This is a genomic window from Halobacillus seohaensis, from assembly GCF_042663045.1.
Lineage (GTDB): Bacteria > Bacillota > Bacilli > Bacillales > Halobacillaceae > Halobacillus_A > Halobacillus_A seohaensis.
In genome coordinates this window covers 115888-134521 of sequence record NZ_JBHSZV010000027.1, presented here as the reverse complement: position 1 = coordinate 134521, position 18634 = coordinate 115888, and the positions used below count along the sequence as shown (strand labels likewise).

The following is an 18634-nucleotide window of genomic DNA, read 5'->3' as shown; positions in this document are numbered from 1 at the left end:
TTTAACATATAACTCTCTAATGAATATTTTTATAAGGCTATGTAATTTAACGTAATAAGATAAAGGATTTCCATAAGTTGAAGTAGCTAGCAAGAGGGATATTGTTCAGATAACTGTTAGAGCCTAAGATGAAAAAAAGAACAGAGGCCAAAGCCTCTGTTCTTAACTACCGTAATAATAATAATAATTACTACTCTTTTTCTCACGATCATTCAATACAACACCTAGCAAATTAGCTTTCGATTGTTGTAAAAGTTCCTTTGCACGTTGAGTAGCGGAAATTTCTGTTAAACCGCTTCTTACAACAAGCATAACTCCATCAACTTCATTAGCTAAGACTTGTGAGTCAGAAACAGCTAAAACTGGTGGTGTATCAAAGATAACATGATCATAGGTTTGGCGTGAATCGAGTAATAGTTTATTCATGGCCTTCGAACCTAATAACTCAGAAGGATTAGGAGGTATAGGCCCGCTTGTCAATACATCTAAATTATCAACCATTGTTTCTTGCGCTGCATCTTTTAGAACTTCTTTCCCAACTAAGAAATTACTTAACCCCTTCGTATTGTTTAAACGAAATGAGTGATGTACGGTAGGCTTCCTTAAATCAGCATCAACTAATAGAACGCTTTTTCCTTGTTGTGCGAAAACTGCGGCTATGTTTGCAGCCGTTATGGACTTTCCTTCCGATGGGCCTGGGGAAGTAATAAGCAACGAGTGCAAATCTTCGTCTACAGATGCGAATTGTAAATTTGCTCTGATTGTTCGATATTGCTCTGCAATTGGTGATTTAGGGTTATCATTGGCAATTACTTTCCTTGCCTTCATCATTATTTGTTTCTTTTTTCTTGATTTACGTGCCAACAGACTCACCCCTTACCTTACTTGTACGGTTATGTTGCCTGCTTCTTGATTCCGGTACAAGGTCCTCTTCAGAAACTGTTGAGATAACACCCATTAACGGTAATCCTAATGTTTTTTCCACATCTTGTTCCGTTTTTACTGTATTATCAAGGTATTCTAATAAGAAAGCCAATCCAACACCAACCATAAGACCAACAACTATAGCTATGGCAATATTCAATAAAGGTTGAGGGCTAACGGGAGATGAGTTTGCTCTCTCAACGGCAGGCGATAAAATATTAACGTTATCTACATTCATTAACGTAGGGATGGTTTCTTGAAACGTCTCCACTGTTTCGTTAGCTATATTAGTGGCCATAGAGGAACTTTCATCTGTAACAGTCACATTCAAAACCTGGGATTCCTCTGCACTTGACACTGAAATTTTACTACTCAGTTGTTCTGGTGACATATTAAGGTCCATGGATTCAACCACTTGATCCAATATAGCAGGACTTTTAATAATTACATTATAAGTACTAATCAGTTGGACGTTAGTTCTAATATCATTCACATCATATGGAGTTTCCTGACCCTTGCTTTCTGATTGACTAACAATTAGTTCAGATGAAGCTTCATATGTTGGCGTTAAAATAAAGAAAGTAACTATTGCACTTATCATTGCAGCACCTATTGTTATAGCGAAAATCATCCAAAATCTTTTTTTTAATACTTCAAATATTTCTTTCAAAGAAATAGTTTCCTCCATTAGTGTACCTCCAAATATTGTATAATAGCAATCTTTCAAAAAACACAATATAACTTTTATTATACCACATCACCCTATTTTATAAAGGGTAGATTAATATGAAAATATCCCCAAATCTTTGTAAAATTAATAAATACAGCACTTTTTACATAGAGATTTTGTAAAAAGTACTGTATTTTTATTTTCTAGTTTTATACCCTTTCACCATATTTAAAATGGGGCGATATTCCACACCTACTAATCCAGTGAATTCAACAATAAGCTCAATCATAAGAATTAACAGGCCAAGTACTGCTAATGCACCAAATAAAGTGGCTTGAGAGAAGATCACTGCGCCAATGCTAAATAGGGCGCTGACTGCATAGATAATCAACACCGTTTGTCTATGTGAATACCCGAGATTTAATAAGCAATGATGCAAGTGAGATTTATCGGGTGATGATAAAGATTTATTTTGTAATTTCCTTCTAACAATAGCAAATAACGTATCAGAAATAGGTACACCCAAAATAATAATCGGAATGATAAAAGAAAATAAGGTAACGTTTTTGAAACCAAGTAAGGATAACACGGCAATCATGAAGCCCAAAAACAGAGCACCCGTATCTCCCATAAATATTTTCGCAGGGTGGAAGTTATATAAAAGGAAACCTAATGTACTGCCTAGCATCATTAATCCAACAAGTACGACAAATGTATTCCCCATAGTTAAGGCCATACCAGTGATGGTTAATAAAGCAATTGATGATACTCCAGCTGCTAAACCATCCAACCCATCGATTAGATTAATCGCATTGGTTATTCCTACTATCCATAGAATCGTAATTGGAATACTGAAGTATCCGAATTCTAACTGTCCACCAAATGGTAGATTAATAAATTCGACTTGTACTCCACCAATAATAACAACAGAAGTTGCTAATAACTGACCAAGTATTTTCAGCTTAGGTGAAATATCAAACAGATCATCAGCTAATCCCGTAACAATAATGATGATACCCCCAATTAACACCGGAATCGTATAGGTGCTATTCGGAAAAAAAATAAGCATCCCCAATAAAAAGCTCATAAATATAGCCATACCACCTAAACGAGGCATTACCTTTTTATGTACTTTACGATCATTAGGTTGGTCAGTAGCTCCTATTTTGATGGCAAATCTTTTGACCAATGGTGTGATCAAGATAGTAGCAATTAAGCAAGATATAAAAACCATGTATTCCATATGGTACCTCCTAAGATTCACTAACCTGCGCTATTTGTCCAATCTTCCCAAAACAATATAAGGGATCACTTTTATTATTAGTGTTTTTAAACTTAAATTAGAATTTTATTATCGTCACGTTAATAATATCTTCTACAAGAATACATTATTTTCAAAAAAAATTCTATACTTAATTCTGCTATTTTTCTTATAAATCGACATATCAATAGAGTTTAATGTACAGTTGCATTTATATAAATATGGAATATCAAACACATCCAAAGTCTATAAAATAACTACTGGACATGATAAACTAGAAGAAGTGACTATTAACATCAAGGAGAGTTTAAGACCAATGATAGATTCTATTAAGAAAATCTTTCCCGAAAAAAGTGAGCGTCAATTAAAAAAATATTATAAAACAGTAACTTCTATTAATACAATTGAAACTTCCCTAAGTGAACTTTCGGATGAGCAACTACAGTTAAAGACGGAAGAATTTAAAAATGCTCTAACAAATGGTAAATCTGTTTACGATATACGGAACGAAGCTTTTGCTGTTGTACGTGAAGCTGCTAAGCGTGTTCTTGGCATGCGTCATTTTGATGTTCAACTGATCGGCGGACTCGTTTTAACAGATGGTGACATTTCTGAAATGGCGACAGGTGAAGGAAAAACATTAGTAGCTACACTTGCCAGTTACCTAATTGCCCTTGAAGGTAAAGGCGTACATGTGATCACAGTAAATGAATATTTAGCCAAACGTGATTTTGAAACGATGGGTCCTCTTCACCAATTCCTCGGTTTAGCAGTAGGTTTAAATATCCCTAACATATCAAATGCGCAAAAAAAACAAGCTTACCAAGCGGACATCACCTATGGTATTGGCACTGAATTCGGCTTCGACTTTTTAAGAGATAATATGGTAAGAGATCTTTCTCAAATAGTGCAACGCCCTTATCATTATGCCATTATTGATGAAGTAGATAGCGTCCTAATTGATGAGGCAAAAACACCCTTGATTATCGCAGGAAAGATGATGGCTAGTGCGAATTTACATAAAGTGGGTGCAACGGTTGCTAAATCTTTCAAAGAAGATAGTGATTTTCAGTTTGACCGCGAGTCTAAAACCGTGAGTCTTACGGATGATGGGGTAACGAAAATTGAAAGAGCTTTTGGTATTGATAATTTATTCGATTTAGAACACCAAACTCTCTATCATTACATGATTCAATCCGTTCGGGCTCACGTTTTATTTGAGCGTGACGTTGATTATATTATTGATGAAAACGAGATCAAACTCATTGATATGTTTACAGGTCGATTGATGGAAGGCCGAACAATGTCCGATGGTTTACATCAAGCGATCGAAGCTAAAGAAGGACTAGAGATTACCGAAGAAAATAAATCCCAAGCCTCGGTTACGATCCAAAACTATTTCAGAATGTATCCTAAACTTTCCGGTATGACGGGTACCGCAAAAACCGAAGAGAAGGAATTTCAGTCGGTCTATGGGATGGATGTTATCCAAGTTCCAACGAACAAACCTATTGCACGCGAAGATCGGCCTGATAAAGTATTTATGACGAAAGAAAATAAATATGCCGAAGTTGTGCGTGAAACTAAGGAAACACATGCAACAGGACAACCTGTGCTAATTGGAACAACATCTATTCTTCAATCAGACAAAATCGCGCAGTACCTGGATGAAGCAGGGCTTACCTATGAATTATTAAATGCCAAAAGCGTTGAACAAGAAATCAAACTCATTTCTCTTGCCGGTCAAAAAGACAACATTACAATCGCCACCAATATGGCTGGACGCGGCACTGATATTGTGCTTGGCGAAGGTGTAGCAGAACTTGGCGGGTTACATGTGGTTGGTACGGAGAGACATGAAGCACGACGAATTGACAACCAATTAAAAGGGCGTTCAGGTCGTCAAGGAGATCCAGGCTCTTCACAGTTCATTATTTCTATTGAAGACGATATGATTGATCGATTCGCTAAATCAGAACGAGAACGAAAAATGAAGTCACTCAAAACGAATTCTAGCGGAAAAATATTAAACACTGATATTCATAAATTTATCGATACCGTTCAGAAGATTAGTGAAGGAAGCAATTACAACATTCGGGAATTTACTTTGAAATTAGATGATGTGGTCAATGATCAGCGTCAAGTCGTTTATGAATTACGCGACCTCCTACTGAAGGAGCAAGATGTTATTAGCATTCTTTCTCCGATGATCGATGGCTACTTTGATCAACTCATTGAAAAGCATTGCACTGAAACAATTGTTCCTGAAAATTGGCCACTTGATATCATTCAATCAGAGCTACGCCGCGTTGCCCCTCATATAGAGGTTAATGTAGCAGAGAAGAAATTTGAAACAACCGAAGAATTAAGAACATACGTACAAGCAGTAGCAAAAGCCTATCAAGAAGAACTGAAACATTGGACAAACCACAACCTTTTACAAAAACTGATAACTGAAGGAAGTCTTTCTGTTCTTGATTCCCTATGGATCAAACATTTAGAGGCAATGACGAGACTAAAAGAAGGTGTCGGCATTCGTCAATATCAACAAGAAGACCCTCTAAGACTTTATCAAAATGATGGCTATAGCATTTTTGAACATACATTCTTTCAAATAAAAAAAGAAATGCTCTACCAAATGGCCAAACAGCTTAAGCCATTAATGGATCGAGAACTTGAAAAAGAAAAGCAAGCCGCAGAGGAGAATTCCCATGTTTAATTTCAAGAAAAAAAAGAAGTCACAGACAACTAATGAATATGATAAAAGTGCTATAGATGCTTCTGAATTAATTGATGATAAAACACCATCAGAAGATAAGGCCGTGTATCCAAGTCTATCCCTTCACCCCGATTGGAAACTCGCTGAGGAAGATAAGTATGTTTATAATTTTCTAAATAACGATTTACCTCCCTTGAAATCCAATCAAATAAGTTTACACGGCACGGATTTAGAAAAAGATAAAGAGAGAATTATTGTCAAAGCCTTTGTTCGTAGTTCTTTGTCTAAAAGTATTAAATTAAAAGACACTCCTATCTTATTACTTGATAAACAAGGTACGAAAGTGGCACGAAAAGAATTTAATCTAGATAAAGTCGGGAGCATTCCGCCACTTTCTAGTCGTCCTTGGGTTTTTATATTTGAAAAAGAAGACATGTTGGGAAGCAATGAAGCCATTCCTGCAAATGACTGGAAGTTGGCCTTTGAGTTGAAAAAAACTCAAAAAAAACATGCGTTAGACCTTGCAGAGAGCTGGGAGAAGTCACTGGCTAGCAAGGATCTGTACAAACTTGAAGAATATGTAGAGAATATAAATCCACCTAAACCGGGGGAGGTGAACTTTCTAGGATTAAAAGCACAACAAGTAGAAAACGGCAACCTCCACGTAACCCTCTTAATTAGAAATGGTAGTGATAAGAACGTCACGCTCGAGAATTTACCACTTAGAGTCGAGGATGCAACCGAACAAGTTGTAGCTCAAGGAAGCTTCAAACTCGATAACTTTCAAATAAAGTCGAATACGAGTAAGCCATGGTCTTTTATTTTCCCAGAGTCGATGATTAATTCCAATGAGATCGACTTATCTACGTGGAAAGCATATCCTATACAAAAATAAAAGGAGAGCCACTACCTCAAGTGGCTCTCCTTTTATTTTGAATTATATTGGTTTTCTAGATTTGCTTTTATCAATTCATACACGTTTAAGTCTCGTGAATTAGGAGAACTTTCCGCATGGTTAAGCTGGTGAAGGAAGAACTGTGTAGAAAATGAAACAAGTGCACTCTTACTTATGCCTAACTCTTGAACCCTTTGATCTAACTCATTATTTATACTTTCATCTATCCTAACACTTACTTGTTTTTTCATATGTAATAAAACCTCCCTATCCAAGGATAAAATTTATAGTTTCATTCTAATGGTGTTCCTTAGAATTGGCTAATAATAGACTATCATAATTGGATAACTCATTCCAGTTAAATTTATGTTTTCCATAATTTGATAGATTAATAAAATTATTGTTCATTAGAAGGATTGGTTCAAAAGACTCTTACCCAAAACCCATCTAAATATAATTATATCAACCAGAAGATATTCTTTAAAGTGTAATTGATTTAGATCAGAAGGAAGATGACCCCAGAACTCTGGGGTCATCTTCGACTACCAAAGGATTTTTTAATCGCTTTTTCGGCGTTTTAATTCAATCCCTTAATTTTTGTATTTTACTCTTCGTTTGCTACATCTACGATTCTATCTTCAATCTCAGGATCAACCTCACCTAATTCTGCAACGTAATCACGCAAGTTCTCCCAGTCAGAGGAACCTAAGTCCGTCACGCGACCATCCTCATAAGCTGCAGCGAAAACATCAAATCCATCTCCACCTTTAGCAGTGAAAGCATTAGTAGCAATTGTATATTCTTTGTTTTCTTCGAGAGAAACCAATTGACCATCTTGTTCAAATTCTACGTTCTCAACACGATTACCAGATTCCATAGAGCTATCATAAGTAAAGTTCATTCCAGATACGTGTAAAAATCCACCATTTTCACCTGGAGCCTCACGTACGCTATGTTCAAGAGCTTCTAGAATTTCAGTACCGGATAAGTTCATTGTCGCAAGGGTGTTTCCGAATGGAAGTACCTCTAGAATCTCACCCATAGTGATTATTCCTTCATCAATGGATGTACGAATACCTCCCCCATTTTGGAAAGCAGCGATCACATTGTTATCGTACTCAATTGCTTTATCAAGCATACCATCGGTTATTAAGTTTCCTAGTTTTGTTTCGCTATTTCTAACACTGATCTTGCCGCCATCTCCTGTGCGAGGGTTAGGAAGTTCATCTAAAGCTACTCCTCCACTTTCCTCATTTTTCACTTCTGCTACTTGTTCAGAGTACTTCTTAAGCACCTCGGCGGCTTCTGGATCTTCTTCTTGTTCGGATACGTCAATTAGTTCACCTGCATACCCTACTACCGTTCCCTTCGCATCAAATTCAACATCAAGAGTTCCAAGATCATTTCCGTATTCAGACGCCTGAACGATTATTGTTGGCTCTTTCTCTATCCCGTCTTCAGTTTCCGAAATTTCCGTAGGTTTTTCTAAGGAAGTATGACTGTGAGCACCAACAATTACATCAATACCTTCAACATGTTCAGCTAAAAGAAGGTCATTGTCATAATTAGGGTTATCATTATAACCAATATGTGTTAATGCAATAATTTTATCAATACCCTGTTTTTCAAATGCTGCTACTTGCTCTTGTGCTGATGAGATATAGTCTTCAAATTCGACATCCCCAGGACTAGAAATATCAGCTGTTTCCGCAGTAGTCAGACCAAAAACCCCTACTTTTTCACCTTCTACTTCTTGAACAACACTTTTATAAATCTCTCCATCTTCAGGATTGCTAGACATTTCATCATTAAAAAGTCCTGACATATTTTCATCATTAGAGAAGTCGACATTCGAACTAACATATGGAAATTGGGAAGCAGATACAAATTCTGCTAGCGATTTATGACCATCAGGACTTGAACCTAGGTCAAATTCGTGGTTACCAAATGTCATTAAATCATAGTCCATCATATTCATAAATTCTAGATCAGCTTTGCCTTGAAATTCATTAAAATAAAGTGTCCCAGAGAAAACGTCACCTGCATCAAGAAGCAAAGCATTAGGTTTTTCAGCACGAACGTTCTCAACAGCAGTCACTCGTTTAGCAACATCATCTAAATGAGCATGAGTGTCATTTGTGTGCATAACTGACAACTTAAAATCAGTAGGTTTTGGAAGTTTATCACCAAACTTGTAATCGGTATTAGCTAGTAACCAAGCGAAGTCACCACGCTTCACGTCTTCCTGCGGACCAAAAGTAATAGGTGTTAAACCATTGATTAAACCATTTGCATATAATGTTTCAATTGCAGGTTCATACCAACCACCTTCGCCTAGATCACCGAAAGGAAGTTCAGTTTTTTTTTCAGGGATTTCATAAGCATTAACGATAAGCTGTGCAAATTCTGCACGTGTCATTTCACTGTTAGGTTTAAAGGTTCCATCTCCCATCCCTGAAATATACCCAGCATCATAAAGGGTATTTACATATTCAGCATACCACGCGTCGTTTGGCACATCAGAAAACGGATCATTTGAAGATGATACTGAGTCCATGTCAAGAATTTTTACAATCATCTTAGAAGCTTCTGCCCTAGTCATAGAGGCGTTCATCTTAAATTCGCCATCTTCATAACCATTGGTAACGTTAGCATCTGCTAACTCGTGAATGACATCATAATACTGATGTTCTTCAGAAACATCCGAGAAACTAAAATTCGCTGCTACAGCAGCTGGTACAACAGAAGAAGCGGCCACAGCCATACCTAAAGATGAAATTAAAACTTTACCATTTTTCTTTTTCTGACTCGCCATTAATAAATTTCCTCCCCAAAATTTTTTTGAAACTATGTACTTCTCTAATAGTTTCAATTGCACACAATGTCTTACCCAAAAAAGTCAAATATTCATGCTATTGTTCGAAAAATCTTACAATTCTGATATTACACTAATTAGTCTATTGTTGAAAGAAATAAGACGATTTTCATACAGAAATTTCAGCACATTATTTCATTGATCTATTCTTAATCAGTTAATTTCTTACACAAGAAAGACCAAGCATCTAAGGCTTGGTCCATGAATGGAAACTATTAAATTAGTAAAGAGCTCTATAAACAAATACTGCAAACTCTGTACGGCTTGCATTCTTTTTCGGTGCAAAATTGTTTTCATCATATCCAGTAGTGATAGAATGAGCTACCATAGCTTCAATATTCTCATATGCCCAACTATCTGTGGAAACATCTGTAAAAGTTGCTTCCCCTTTTTCGACACTTAAACCAAATGACCGACTTAGAATAGCAGCAATCTCTTCTCTACTAATACTATCATCAGGACGGAAGCTTCCATTTCCATCTCCTTCAATAATTCCTGCTTCTGCAGCTGCATTAATATATCCTTCTGCCCAGTGAGATGAGGAATCATTAAATGAACTCTTAGTAGATTCTTTTAGTCCTATAGCTTCACCCAACATTTTCGCAGCTTCCGCTCTTGTAACCTTATTATTAGGATTAAAATTTTGAGCATTGTCTCCATTAATAATCCCTGCTTCACTCAACTTTTTAATATGCTTGTGCGCCCAGAAATCACTATTTACATCATGATACTGTCCTGTAGGAAGTTTTTCGTCATTTTGACTGGAAGCAGTAGAAGTTGACTCTTCAACTATTCTTTTAGCTCCAATATATCGATCTCCCCAGTAATAAGGGTCATTAACAGATCTTTCATCAACGCCTTTACTAGAAGTTGCTGAAATAAAGTTTCCGTTACTAGTATAAATACCAACGTGCGAAACTGAACTAGATCCAGGTGAACTACCGAAGAACACTAGATCTCCAGACTTTAGGTTTGATTTAGAAACATAATCCCCTATTCCATATTGACTCGATGATGTACGAGGAAGGTCAATCCCTGCTTGCTTAAAGACATAGGAAGTATATCCAGAGCAATCAAAGCCTGATGGTGTTGTTCCGCCATAATTATAAGGAGTACCAGAGTACTTATTTGCAATCTTTGTAATTTGACTACCCGAAACAGAAGATGCCATTGCCTGTGGTGTAAATACAGAAAGAACTAATAAACCAGTCAAAATTGTAACTAAAAACTTTCTAATCATTATGTAGACCCCCACGTTTTATTAATCTAAGTTCAGGGTATCATATAATGTTAGATTTTTATTTTACAGTTGTATAACAATATCTGAAAATCTGTAACAAATATTTAAAATTCGACATTTAATAGTTAACCAAAAAACATATATTCACTTATTAAACAGACGTCCTTCCTAAAAGATTATCTGGATAAAACCAGGCCCTATTTTCGATCCATTTTAAAAGAAGATTGGAAAAACACCCGAATGGGCTACTACTGAAAATCACCTTTTAAGTTATGAAATTACCATTAGAAAAAATTTGACTATTAAATATGACCTTGTTTCTTTCTATAAAGAGCAACACCTATTCCCTTCTCGTTTAAATTACATATTCTCCTTTTATATCCTGTAATAAATTCCGCTTTTTCAAAACAACTAGACAGAATGCATAATTATTCTTAACTTCTATCAAAACCTAAGGGTCATTTGAGTGTGGGACTGACTAAACTTTATATCTCCTACTTCTTGAAAAAATGCCTTCTATAAAAAGAAAAGTCGGTTATGATTCCCGACTCTTCTTTTAAACTTCTATTTTTTTGTAAACAGCTGTGTCCAATAACGATTTTCATATCCAACACCAATATGCGTAATCCCATCTCTTAAAATATTCTTCTTGTGCCCAGGGCTATTCATCCAACCTTCAACAACTTCTTCTGGAGAAGTATGCCCCTTGGCGATGTTTTCGGCTGCCAACGAGTAATTCACTCCAAACTCGTCCATCATATCAAACGGTGATCCATATGTTGGGGATTGGTGAGAAAAGTAATTATTCACATTCATATCTTCTGATTTGTGCCAGGCAACCTTTGATAACTTAGGATCAATAGAAAGAGTATTCAATCCTCGCTTTTCTCTTTCTTCATTTGTAAGATTTACAACTTCTTCTTCAAATGCTTGGAGTTCATGGTTTTCAGAAGGACTATCTTCACTACTGTCATTATTCAAATCAGGATTTAAAGTCGATGCTAGTACAACAGCAAACTCCGCACGTGTAATAGACTCATTAGGTCTAAATGAGCCATCATGGTATCCTTTAATAATCTGCTGAGATGATAAATCCAGAATGCTATGTAAGGCCCAAGGAACAGAATATGTATCATCAAAACTTAGTGCATCTTCACCACGCTCGATTTCATATGCTGTATCAATTAATACCGCTGTTTCCGCCCTTGTAATCGGGTCCCCTGGTTGAAAAGAACCATCCAAATAACCTTCCATCAACTCTTTTTCAGATGCAACTGTAATAGCATTATAATACGGATTGCTCTGTGGAACATCAGGAAATGCCGAAGATTGAGACGCCTGTTCTTCTGGATAAAGCTCATTAACAAGCATTAAAGAAGCTTGAGAACGAGTTATTTCATCATTCGGTCCAAAAGTACGAGAATCGTAGCCGTTAATAATACCTCGTTCACTTAAATAGTCTATAGAATTGACTGCCCAAGGTACAGAATCCACATCTTGAAAGGACTGGGCCCACAAGGAAGAATGAGGGGCAAGAAAGGTTAAAAATATAGCAAATGCAAAACTCCACACTATTTTTTTCATAGAAAATCTCCTTTTCATATTTTAATAAAGTATATCATATGAAAAAGAGGGTTTAGTGGAGGGCATTTTTATGGAAATAGTTGAATTATTAACAAATATGGTTGAATTAGGAAGTGACCCCTTTTTTTGGCTCTTCACTAAAAAAGAGATTTCACGGTTACTCTTATAAGGTGGAAGCAAAGGAGAGGTATACAAAATATTATCAATATCATTAAGGAGAAACTTTTCAGCAACTAATCACAACTCATATAAAAATCCCTAGTACTAGCTGTTGAACACGCAACATTAGAACTAGGGGGACATAATCCATTGACCTAATAAATCACAGGCGAATAAAAATCATTGGCAATCTTAGTGGTAATATCACCGTATTTATCTTGTTTACTGGCAGGATATGTGATCGTAAAGGTGTTGAACTCGCTGTCATTAAAAAAGAACTTTTTATAAGTAACCGTTCCCTGTTCTTGATAAGACAACACATACCATTGATCAGTCAATTTTTGATAGTGGACTTCGCCGAGATTATCTAAATTTTCTTGATAGTACGTTTCAATTGTTTCATTATCACTTAAAACATTAGTATGTCCTCCATAGGCCACCATTTCAAAATCTTCATGGGTTAAAGTAATCCCATCTCCATTGGTTGGGGGTGGGTTCATCTCTAAAAAAGTGGGATACGAAAAGGAAAAACCAAAACGTTCATTTGAATATGTGGTATAGGCGAGTTCTTCGTCGGTTTCATTTGATGATTGTTGCTCTTTCGGTGGATCCTGATCATCTTCTTGAATTTCTTCTATCACCTGATTTTGAGTTTCTTCCTCTTCTCCTTTGACAAGAGTTTCATTCCATTGATCTTGTAAACTCAGCACTTCCGAATAGAAATGTGATAATTGAGGATTGTTTTCTATATCGCTTTGAAGATGATACAAGCCATTTTGAGCCGAATCTAAGTCTTTTTCTTTTATGTCATCACTTACTTGCTCCATTTTTCCCTCAAACGAATCGATAAGGTCCCTCGCTGATTCCACCTTTTGTTTTAATTGCTTGGCATCAAGCTTGACTGTCTCTAGACCATTTTCTGTATCCAACACGTTTTCTATAGACGTCATCGCAGCTGGATAATTTTTATTTTCATATGCTTGAATGGCTTTTTCCATTTCCATTGTTTGGTTGAAATAGGAAACTGCTTCTGGCTTTTCTTGCTCCTGAAGAGCGTTCTCAAAATATGCAGCCGCGAGATGATAGTCTTTTTCTCCCGAACTTTTAATTCCCTCGTCCATAGCCTTTTGATAATCTTGATTTGAACAAGATACGAGCAACACAATTACCATGGTTATAAGGGTTCCTTTAATCATAAAGTCTTTCATACGCAATACATCTCTCCTGATTTCTTCACTGTAATCATAGTAACAGATAATTAATTGTGAATGGATTGCAATATTTGGTAGTTGTAAGATTGATCAAAAATGATGGAAGCTTTTTCACTAGGTTTACTCTTATGGATTCGGGAACGGATTAGAATATAAACTGTTCCCATGTAGATTTTTGTTTCATAGTGTTTGAACTTGTGAGTTTTCTGTCGCTTTCTACTAGTAACATTTTTTAAGAAACAGGGTAAAACACTCGCTATTTCTTTCCTTTCGTTGATTGTTATCTCTGAGAAGGATTGCAAAGAAATAGCGAGTATTTTCATGGGTTTACTAGATTTCTCAAAAAAATCATGATGAATCCAAATGATGAACTTTACACTCTATCAATTTCATCAATAATTCTACCAACTAAATCGTCCCACTCTTGAGTGCGATGCCTGAAAGGAAATTACATAAAAATGTTTAAAATCTCTAAATAGTCTTGCCATAGGTGTTTATTTCGGTATCCATATATGATTGCCTCTTCAAGGGATCCAGGTGTGTAACGCTCGGGCAATCTATCTGGAAGCTCTATTTCCCCAACTAGCACGGAAATGAAATATGAATTCGTGAGGTGAGCATCAAACAACTTATCAGAAAAGAACTCTTCTGAAACATTTCTTTTGAGTAACAATAGGACCTCTGAAAATTTCCAATCAGCTGTTTTACCAGGAAATTCTGCAAGTAATTCATCCGCCTCATTTAATTTATTCTCCTCTATATACAACCGAAATAAAACAAAACGAACGCCCTGATTATCATTCACATTATATTGGAGTAACTCCTCATATAGAGTGATTGCTTTTTCTTTTTCGCCAATTTCCACAAAATGTTCGGCTAAGGCTTCCTGTGCCCGTAAGAATGGGCGTGCATTTATATTCATCCATAGCTCATCAGACTTCAAATCTAAGGATCGCAAGCCTATATTGATTGCCTTGAGTAACAGGTTTTCCTTTTTTAATGGGGAAGAAACAAACGTTGACTTTACTAATCGGGCGTCGATGCTATTCGGATCTAAAGCTAACGCCTCTTCCGCAAGAGATGCACGTTTCTCAAGGTCGTCTGTTTCATAAGCATCGTATGCTAAAATTTGCGCTTTTTCTTCATCGGTTTCAGGAGTGAATGGTTCATCTTTCATCGCATTCATATATTCATTTAGTTGTTCAAAACTTTCAAAATCTATTTCCCCTGCTTTTTTAGTACTTTCAAACATCAAACGCTCCGTTATAATCTGACTGCTAGAATTAACCGAAAAGGAGTGGTCAAGCATTTCACTATTTTCACTGACTTCATCCACCATTCAAATAGTTGATCTTCCAATTCATACTTGCGTTTTGAAATACTATTTGGACTAACTCCATACTTTTTTGCGACATACTTTTGGGTAACCGGAGGGAGATTTGTCCCAAAGTAAGGTGTCGTTTTGTACATATATTCAAGCGTTGCAGCAAACACAGCGGGCTTACGAATGATCGGTGACTCCTGCTCACAATAGTATATCCAAAAGCCTTTCACTCGGTCATAAAAATACTCATCTTTCACATGAGTCTCAAGCTTCTGATCTAATAACTCTAAAACTGCTTTTTGTTGTGGTTTGCCGTTCCACATATCAATAGGATTACTCATTCCCTCTCGATTGATAAATGCTTGAAATTGCTGGACTAAAGTAGAAGCCAGATATTCTCCTACAGTCTGTTGCCCTCCTGACTCTTTATGCTGTTCCTTAAGATAGTTCAGAAAAGCATAAAAAGGGGCTTCATGCTCTGGAATACCAACCGGCATGAATCGATGGTTTTTCCCCCACTTCATTAAAACGCCAAACGAGTAAGGTGTTTCCTCCAAATTTTCAGCCGCAATCGACGAGCGATCCACCTGGTAGTCCGCTTCGTTGAGTTCATTTTTTAATTGGACCTCTTGCTCAGAAATGATCGTTTTCACTGAAAATAAACCAGCTTACTGAGTTGGGCCACGACTCTAGGGACTCTTTCGTCGCTGGTCGAATCACTGAATCTTTTACGCGATTTACGTATTCTTCCATTATTGTTTTATTTTCTTTATGACTATTAAAAACGGTCTTTTGCAAAATCGAAAAAAATTCATGAAGTTTTTCCGTATCTGATTTTGCTGGAATCGCAGGCATTACGTGAGGATAATGATCAACTATATATTCTTGAAGGCTTCTGAAGTATTGATCTAATTCGTTATTTACAATTTGAGTAGGAAATTCAATAACCTTACTATTCCCACAACACTTTTTATACTTTTTTCCACTGCCACATGGACATGGGTCATTTCTTCCCACTTTCATAATATAGCTTACTCCTTTCCTGGTGTTTATCTTATTATATAGAAGAGTTATACTTATCCTTATAATTATAGATTTTAACAACTATGTATATAGAACATTTGTTATAAATTAGGTTTTACCTATGAACAATTCTAATAATATCACAGAACAACGCAGTCTTTCACACTTTCCCCTAATGGGGTCTAGTACTACTAGCATTTTCTAATATAACGCAACGAAAGCCAGACCTCACTAAGACTTTTCAATTGTGAGTAACATCAACAGGATAAAAAACAAAATCCCCCGATAACTAAGCATTTATCGCTCGGTTATCGGGCTTGTGGTTTACTTAATAATTAAATCCTTTAATTATACAGAATGGATCAGGCCCACTAGCCCAGACGTTACTGCTGAAAGAGATTTTTCTCCATAAGACTTCCTTTTTGCTTGCCGTTTACTTTTACATCACCTATTTTCTTCCACACCAGGGATCATACCTTGATCAAAATCATGATTACTGACATATGCATTGAACTCTTCATCGTCCATACCAAATAGTTCCGCTACCTCAGTTCTAGCTTCACTCTTAAAAATATTTTCTTGCCTAGAACTTAATTCTTCCAATACTATAATATTCTTTTTCATTAACATTTCCTTCAGAGCTTTATTTTCAGATTGCAATTCTAAAAGTGACAACGCTATATTCACCATAATTTGCTGTTCGCTTAGTTCTTTCATTAAATTCCCTCCATTTAGTAAAATGTGCATCAACGAAACAGACGAAAGCGTTACTTTACGGCCATTATTAATTTATCCTATTCTTTCAAATTTAGCCCTATATTGCTAAGTAGCTCTATACCAATATGATTACTAAAATTAGAGTAACCTTGATACCTGAACATCAATAGTTCAGGTATCAAGGTTTTGGAGGTTACTTATTCAAGGTTAAATTTTTATATCGTCCACTTGTCGTTAACAAGGGCAACTACCTTCCACACTTCATTCTCGTCTTGCTCAAATACAACGTATAGACTTCCCCAATTCATATCTGCAGACTCCCCTGAACCAGCTACGTAAAATTCTACTACTCTTGATTGAGGAAAGGCTTCGTCTATATTGTTTTTTGTAGTGCCGCGTTGTTCTAATTGATCCACATTGATTTCATCAGGATTTTGAAAAGGTTTTTCAAATAGAATTTGGTCAAAATATTCGCTCGGTGTAAGTTCAATATCTCTACCGTTGCCGTCCTGTTGTCCCCATACATACGGCTGCTCCTCATCTAATAAGGAGCTTATTTCATTTTTTTGAAAAACGAGTGAATCGTCCTCTACATTTACGTAAGGTGAAAATAAGAGGCCTTTTTCAGGATGAACATGTTGTGCTAATCCTTTCATATTCCCTTGATCAATGGTGTGCAGGATGGTTTGCGCTTGTTGCTCAATCGAAACTTGTTGTTCAAGCTGCGTTGATTCAATTTCGCTAAGGATCCATTTTCCTTCCTGCCATTCTGAGTGAAAGATCATTTCTACATGACCGAGCAATTCATTATCTCGCTCTTGGATGATTTTATAGTGGTCATTGCTCACTTCCTCAATTTGAAAGTCAGTGTCTTCCGCTAACCAGGTCGGGCTATCTTTTGCAACTACATATAAGTTTCCATCTTCCTCGTTCACATAAGAATCAACCATCCATGAGGCTAAATCCTCTGACATCACTTCGGTAAAATGACTTTTCACCTCTTCTTTCGATTCAAAAGTTGTAATTAAACCATCATCATTTCCTGCCTCAACTAGCGTAGCAAAGGATTCTCTGTATTTTTCCATAACTTCCCTAGCGGTTTCCTTGTTAAATTCATCAATCTCTTGTTGTTCGGTTACTTGATCTTGTTGATTCGGATCTGGATTAATTGTCGTTACACCTAAAAACACAAACAGACCAGCAACCGCTACACTTGCTATTCCGACCGTAAACTTTTTCATTTTTTCTCCTCTCCTTTCCTTTTCTTCATGTTTTCCAACGGTCTCCATCAATTGATGATGCATTTCTTTTTTATTTGACTGACTTAGTTTATGGGCTGGTAATTTCTTGAGTTCACGTTCCACATGATTTGAATCTTTGTTATCCATTTAGAATTGATCCCTCCCGCCGTGCCTCTTTCTAAGTGATTGTAAAGCCCGGTAATAATTGGTTCTTACTTTAGACTCTTTCCAGTTCAAAACTTCGGCTGTTTCTGTCACTGAGAATTCTTTGATTCCCCTTAATATAAGAACATCTCGATAGTTCTTTTTTAATGTTTGAATAGCCGTGTATAGTTCCTGGTGTTCTTCATTTTGAAGCAAAGTTTTTTCTGGAGTTTCCTCCCCACCGTGTGGTCCAAGGCTTTCATCAAAAGACAAGGCGTTATTCCATACTTTGTTTTTCTTTTTCCTTGATTCATCAATAGCAGCATTACGGGCGATACTAAATAGCCATGTTTTAGGACTTGCTTTTCCATTATAGGAATGTAGTCCTTTGCTAGCCTTAATAAACGCCTCTTGAACAAGATCTTCAACATCCGTTCTCCCTGTGTAATAGACTAGATAACTATATACATCATCACTATATTGATGAAACCAATCGGAAATAATTGCTTTTTTATTAGACATGAGTAAGTCCTCCGTTTTTGATTTCACTTATTAGACGGTTAGAAATTTCACGTATGACACTTTTTTAAAAAATTCTTGGTTACTTTTATGTACTAGGGTAAATGAAGGTCTTCTTTATTAGTTTG

The 18634-nt window shown here is 36.4% G+C and carries 16 protein-coding genes; 2 read left to right on the top strand and 14 right to left on the bottom strand.

What is annotated here, in order from left to right; translation table 11 throughout:
• Nucleotides 1-162 precede the first annotated feature (162 nt).
• The 3 genes from ACFQIC_RS11415 to ACFQIC_RS11405 form a co-directional block, all read right to left on the bottom strand.
• Entirely contained in the window at nucleotides 163-864 is a 702-nt protein-coding gene (locus ACFQIC_RS11415; protein WP_390217108.1) for a CpsD/CapB family tyrosine-protein kinase, read from the bottom strand.
• Nucleotides 854-1612, bottom strand: coding sequence for a YveK family protein (locus ACFQIC_RS11410; RefSeq protein ID WP_204709429.1), 759 nt, complete (start codon nucleotides 1610-1612; stop codon nucleotides 854-856). The genes ACFQIC_RS11415 and ACFQIC_RS11410 overlap by 11 nt, the downstream gene beginning before the upstream one ends.
• 178 nt (nucleotides 1613-1790) lie before the next feature.
• Complete coding sequence (locus ACFQIC_RS11405) at nucleotides 1791-2837, bottom strand: glycosyltransferase family 4 protein (RefSeq protein WP_204709427.1); 1047 nt, start codon at nucleotides 2835-2837, stop codon at nucleotides 1791-1793.
• A 334-nt stretch (nucleotides 2838-3171) separates the two neighbouring features.
• On the opposite strand from ACFQIC_RS11405, the gene secA2 reads away from it, so the two are divergent.
• Both secA2 and ACFQIC_RS11395 read left to right on the top strand, forming a co-directional pair.
• Entirely contained in the window at nucleotides 3172-5574 is a 2403-nt protein-coding gene (gene secA2, locus ACFQIC_RS11400; RefSeq protein WP_204709425.1) for an accessory Sec system translocase SecA2, read from the top strand.
• Complete coding sequence (locus ACFQIC_RS11395; protein ID WP_204709420.1) at nucleotides 5567-6469, top strand: accessory Sec system S-layer assembly protein; 903 nt, start codon at nucleotides 5567-5569, stop codon at nucleotides 6467-6469. The genes secA2 and ACFQIC_RS11395 overlap by 8 nt, the downstream gene beginning before the upstream one ends.
• A gap of 32 nt (nucleotides 6470-6501) precedes the next feature.
• On the opposite strand, the gene ACFQIC_RS11390 is transcribed toward ACFQIC_RS11395, so the two are convergent.
• The 11 genes from ACFQIC_RS11390 to ACFQIC_RS11340 form a co-directional block, all read right to left on the bottom strand.
• The gene (locus tag ACFQIC_RS11390) at nucleotides 6502-6720 is read right to left on the bottom strand and encodes a hypothetical protein (protein WP_204709416.1); all 219 of its coding nucleotides are present in this window, start codon (nucleotides 6718-6720) and stop codon (nucleotides 6502-6504) included.
• A 353-nt stretch (nucleotides 6721-7073) separates the two neighbouring features.
• On the bottom strand, nucleotides 7074-9284 hold the full coding sequence (locus tag ACFQIC_RS11385) for a 5'-nucleotidase C-terminal domain-containing protein (RefSeq protein ID WP_390217107.1): 2211 nt from the start codon (nucleotides 9282-9284) through the stop codon (nucleotides 7074-7076).
• A 280-nt stretch (nucleotides 9285-9564) separates the two neighbouring features.
• Entirely contained in the window at nucleotides 9565-10584 is a 1020-nt protein-coding gene (locus tag ACFQIC_RS11380; protein WP_390217106.1) for a C40 family peptidase, read from the bottom strand.
• Between the two features lie 564 nt (nucleotides 10585-11148).
• Nucleotides 11149-12168 carry an S-layer homology domain-containing protein gene (locus tag ACFQIC_RS11375; RefSeq protein WP_204709415.1) on the bottom strand — a complete coding sequence of 340 codons (1020 nt, stop codon included), beginning with the start codon at nucleotides 12166-12168 and terminating at the stop codon, nucleotides 11149-11151.
• A 314-nt stretch (nucleotides 12169-12482) separates the two neighbouring features.
• Nucleotides 12483-13535, bottom strand: coding sequence for a hypothetical protein (locus ACFQIC_RS11370; protein WP_204709410.1), 1053 nt, complete (start codon nucleotides 13533-13535; stop codon nucleotides 12483-12485).
• Between the two features lie 451 nt (nucleotides 13536-13986).
• Complete coding sequence (locus tag ACFQIC_RS11365) at nucleotides 13987-14877, bottom strand: tetratricopeptide repeat protein (protein WP_204709408.1); 891 nt, start codon at nucleotides 14875-14877, stop codon at nucleotides 13987-13989.
• Nucleotides 14802-15515 carry a hypothetical protein gene (locus ACFQIC_RS11360; protein ID WP_204709407.1) on the bottom strand — a complete coding sequence of 238 codons (714 nt, stop codon included), beginning with the start codon at nucleotides 15513-15515 and terminating at the stop codon, nucleotides 14802-14804. Before ACFQIC_RS11360 ends, ACFQIC_RS11365 begins: the two co-directional genes overlap by 76 nt.
• Entirely contained in the window at nucleotides 15496-15885 is a 390-nt protein-coding gene (locus tag ACFQIC_RS11355; RefSeq protein ID WP_204709406.1) for an SEC-C metal-binding domain-containing protein, read from the bottom strand. Before ACFQIC_RS11355 ends, ACFQIC_RS11360 begins: the two co-directional genes overlap by 20 nt.
• A gap of 444 nt (nucleotides 15886-16329) precedes the next feature.
• Complete coding sequence (locus tag ACFQIC_RS11350) at nucleotides 16330-16602, bottom strand: hypothetical protein (RefSeq protein ID WP_204709405.1); 273 nt, start codon at nucleotides 16600-16602, stop codon at nucleotides 16330-16332.
• Between the two features lie 215 nt (nucleotides 16603-16817).
• A complete protein-coding gene (locus ACFQIC_RS11345; RefSeq protein WP_204709404.1) occupies nucleotides 16818-17990 on the bottom strand; it encodes a YSIRK-type signal peptide-containing protein in 1173 nt (390 codons plus the stop codon).
• On the bottom strand, nucleotides 17991-18509 hold the full coding sequence (locus tag ACFQIC_RS11340; protein WP_204709398.1) for an RNA polymerase sigma factor: 519 nt from the start codon (nucleotides 18507-18509) through the stop codon (nucleotides 17991-17993).
• Between the last annotated feature and the right edge of the window lie 125 nt (nucleotides 18510-18634).

Excerpts from the sequence above, each read along its gene's own strand:
- ACFQIC_RS11375 (WP_204709415.1), bottom strand. The coding sequence starts at position 12,168 with ATGAAAAAAATAGTGTGGAGTTTTGCATTTGCTATATTTTTAACCTTT.
- ACFQIC_RS11405 (WP_204709427.1), bottom strand. The coding sequence starts at position 2,837 with ATGGAATACATGGTTTTTATATCTTGCTTAATTGCTACTATCTTGATC.
- ACFQIC_RS11390 (WP_204709416.1), bottom strand. The coding sequence starts at position 6,720 with ATGAAAAAACAAGTAAGTGTTAGGATAGATGAAAGTATAAATAATGAG.
- ACFQIC_RS11345 (WP_204709404.1), bottom strand. The coding sequence starts at position 17,990 with ATGGATAACAAAGATTCAAATCATGTGGAACGTGAACTCAAGAAATTA.
- ACFQIC_RS11370 (WP_204709410.1), bottom strand. The coding sequence starts at position 13,535 with ATGAAAGACTTTATGATTAAAGGAACCCTTATAACCATGGTAATTGTG.
- ACFQIC_RS11340 (WP_204709398.1), bottom strand. The coding sequence starts at position 18,509 with ATGTCTAATAAAAAAGCAATTATTTCCGATTGGTTTCATCAATATAGT.
- ACFQIC_RS11385 (WP_390217107.1), bottom strand. The coding sequence starts at position 9,284 with ATGGCGAGTCAGAAAAAGAAAAATGGTAAAGTTTTAATTTCATCTTTA.
- ACFQIC_RS11365 (WP_204709408.1), bottom strand. The coding sequence starts at position 14,877 with ATGGTGGATGAAGTCAGTGAAAATAGTGAAATGCTTGACCACTCCTTT.
- ACFQIC_RS11380 (WP_390217106.1), bottom strand. The coding sequence starts at position 10,584 with ATGATTAGAAAGTTTTTAGTTACAATTTTGACTGGTTTATTAGTTCTT.
- secA2 (WP_204709425.1), top strand. The coding sequence starts at position 3,172 with ATGATAGATTCTATTAAGAAAATCTTTCCCGAAAAAAGTGAGCGTCAA.
- ACFQIC_RS11410 (WP_204709429.1), bottom strand. The coding sequence starts at position 1,612 with ATGGAGGAAACTATTTCTTTGAAAGAAATATTTGAAGTATTAAAAAAA.
- ACFQIC_RS11355 (WP_204709406.1), bottom strand. The coding sequence starts at position 15,885 with ATGAAAGTGGGAAGAAATGACCCATGTCCATGTGGCAGTGGAAAAAAG.
- ACFQIC_RS11350 (WP_204709405.1), bottom strand. The coding sequence starts at position 16,602 with ATGAAAGAACTAAGCGAACAGCAAATTATGGTGAATATAGCGTTGTCA.
- ACFQIC_RS11395 (WP_204709420.1), top strand. The coding sequence starts at position 5,567 with ATGTTTAATTTCAAGAAAAAAAAGAAGTCACAGACAACTAATGAATAT.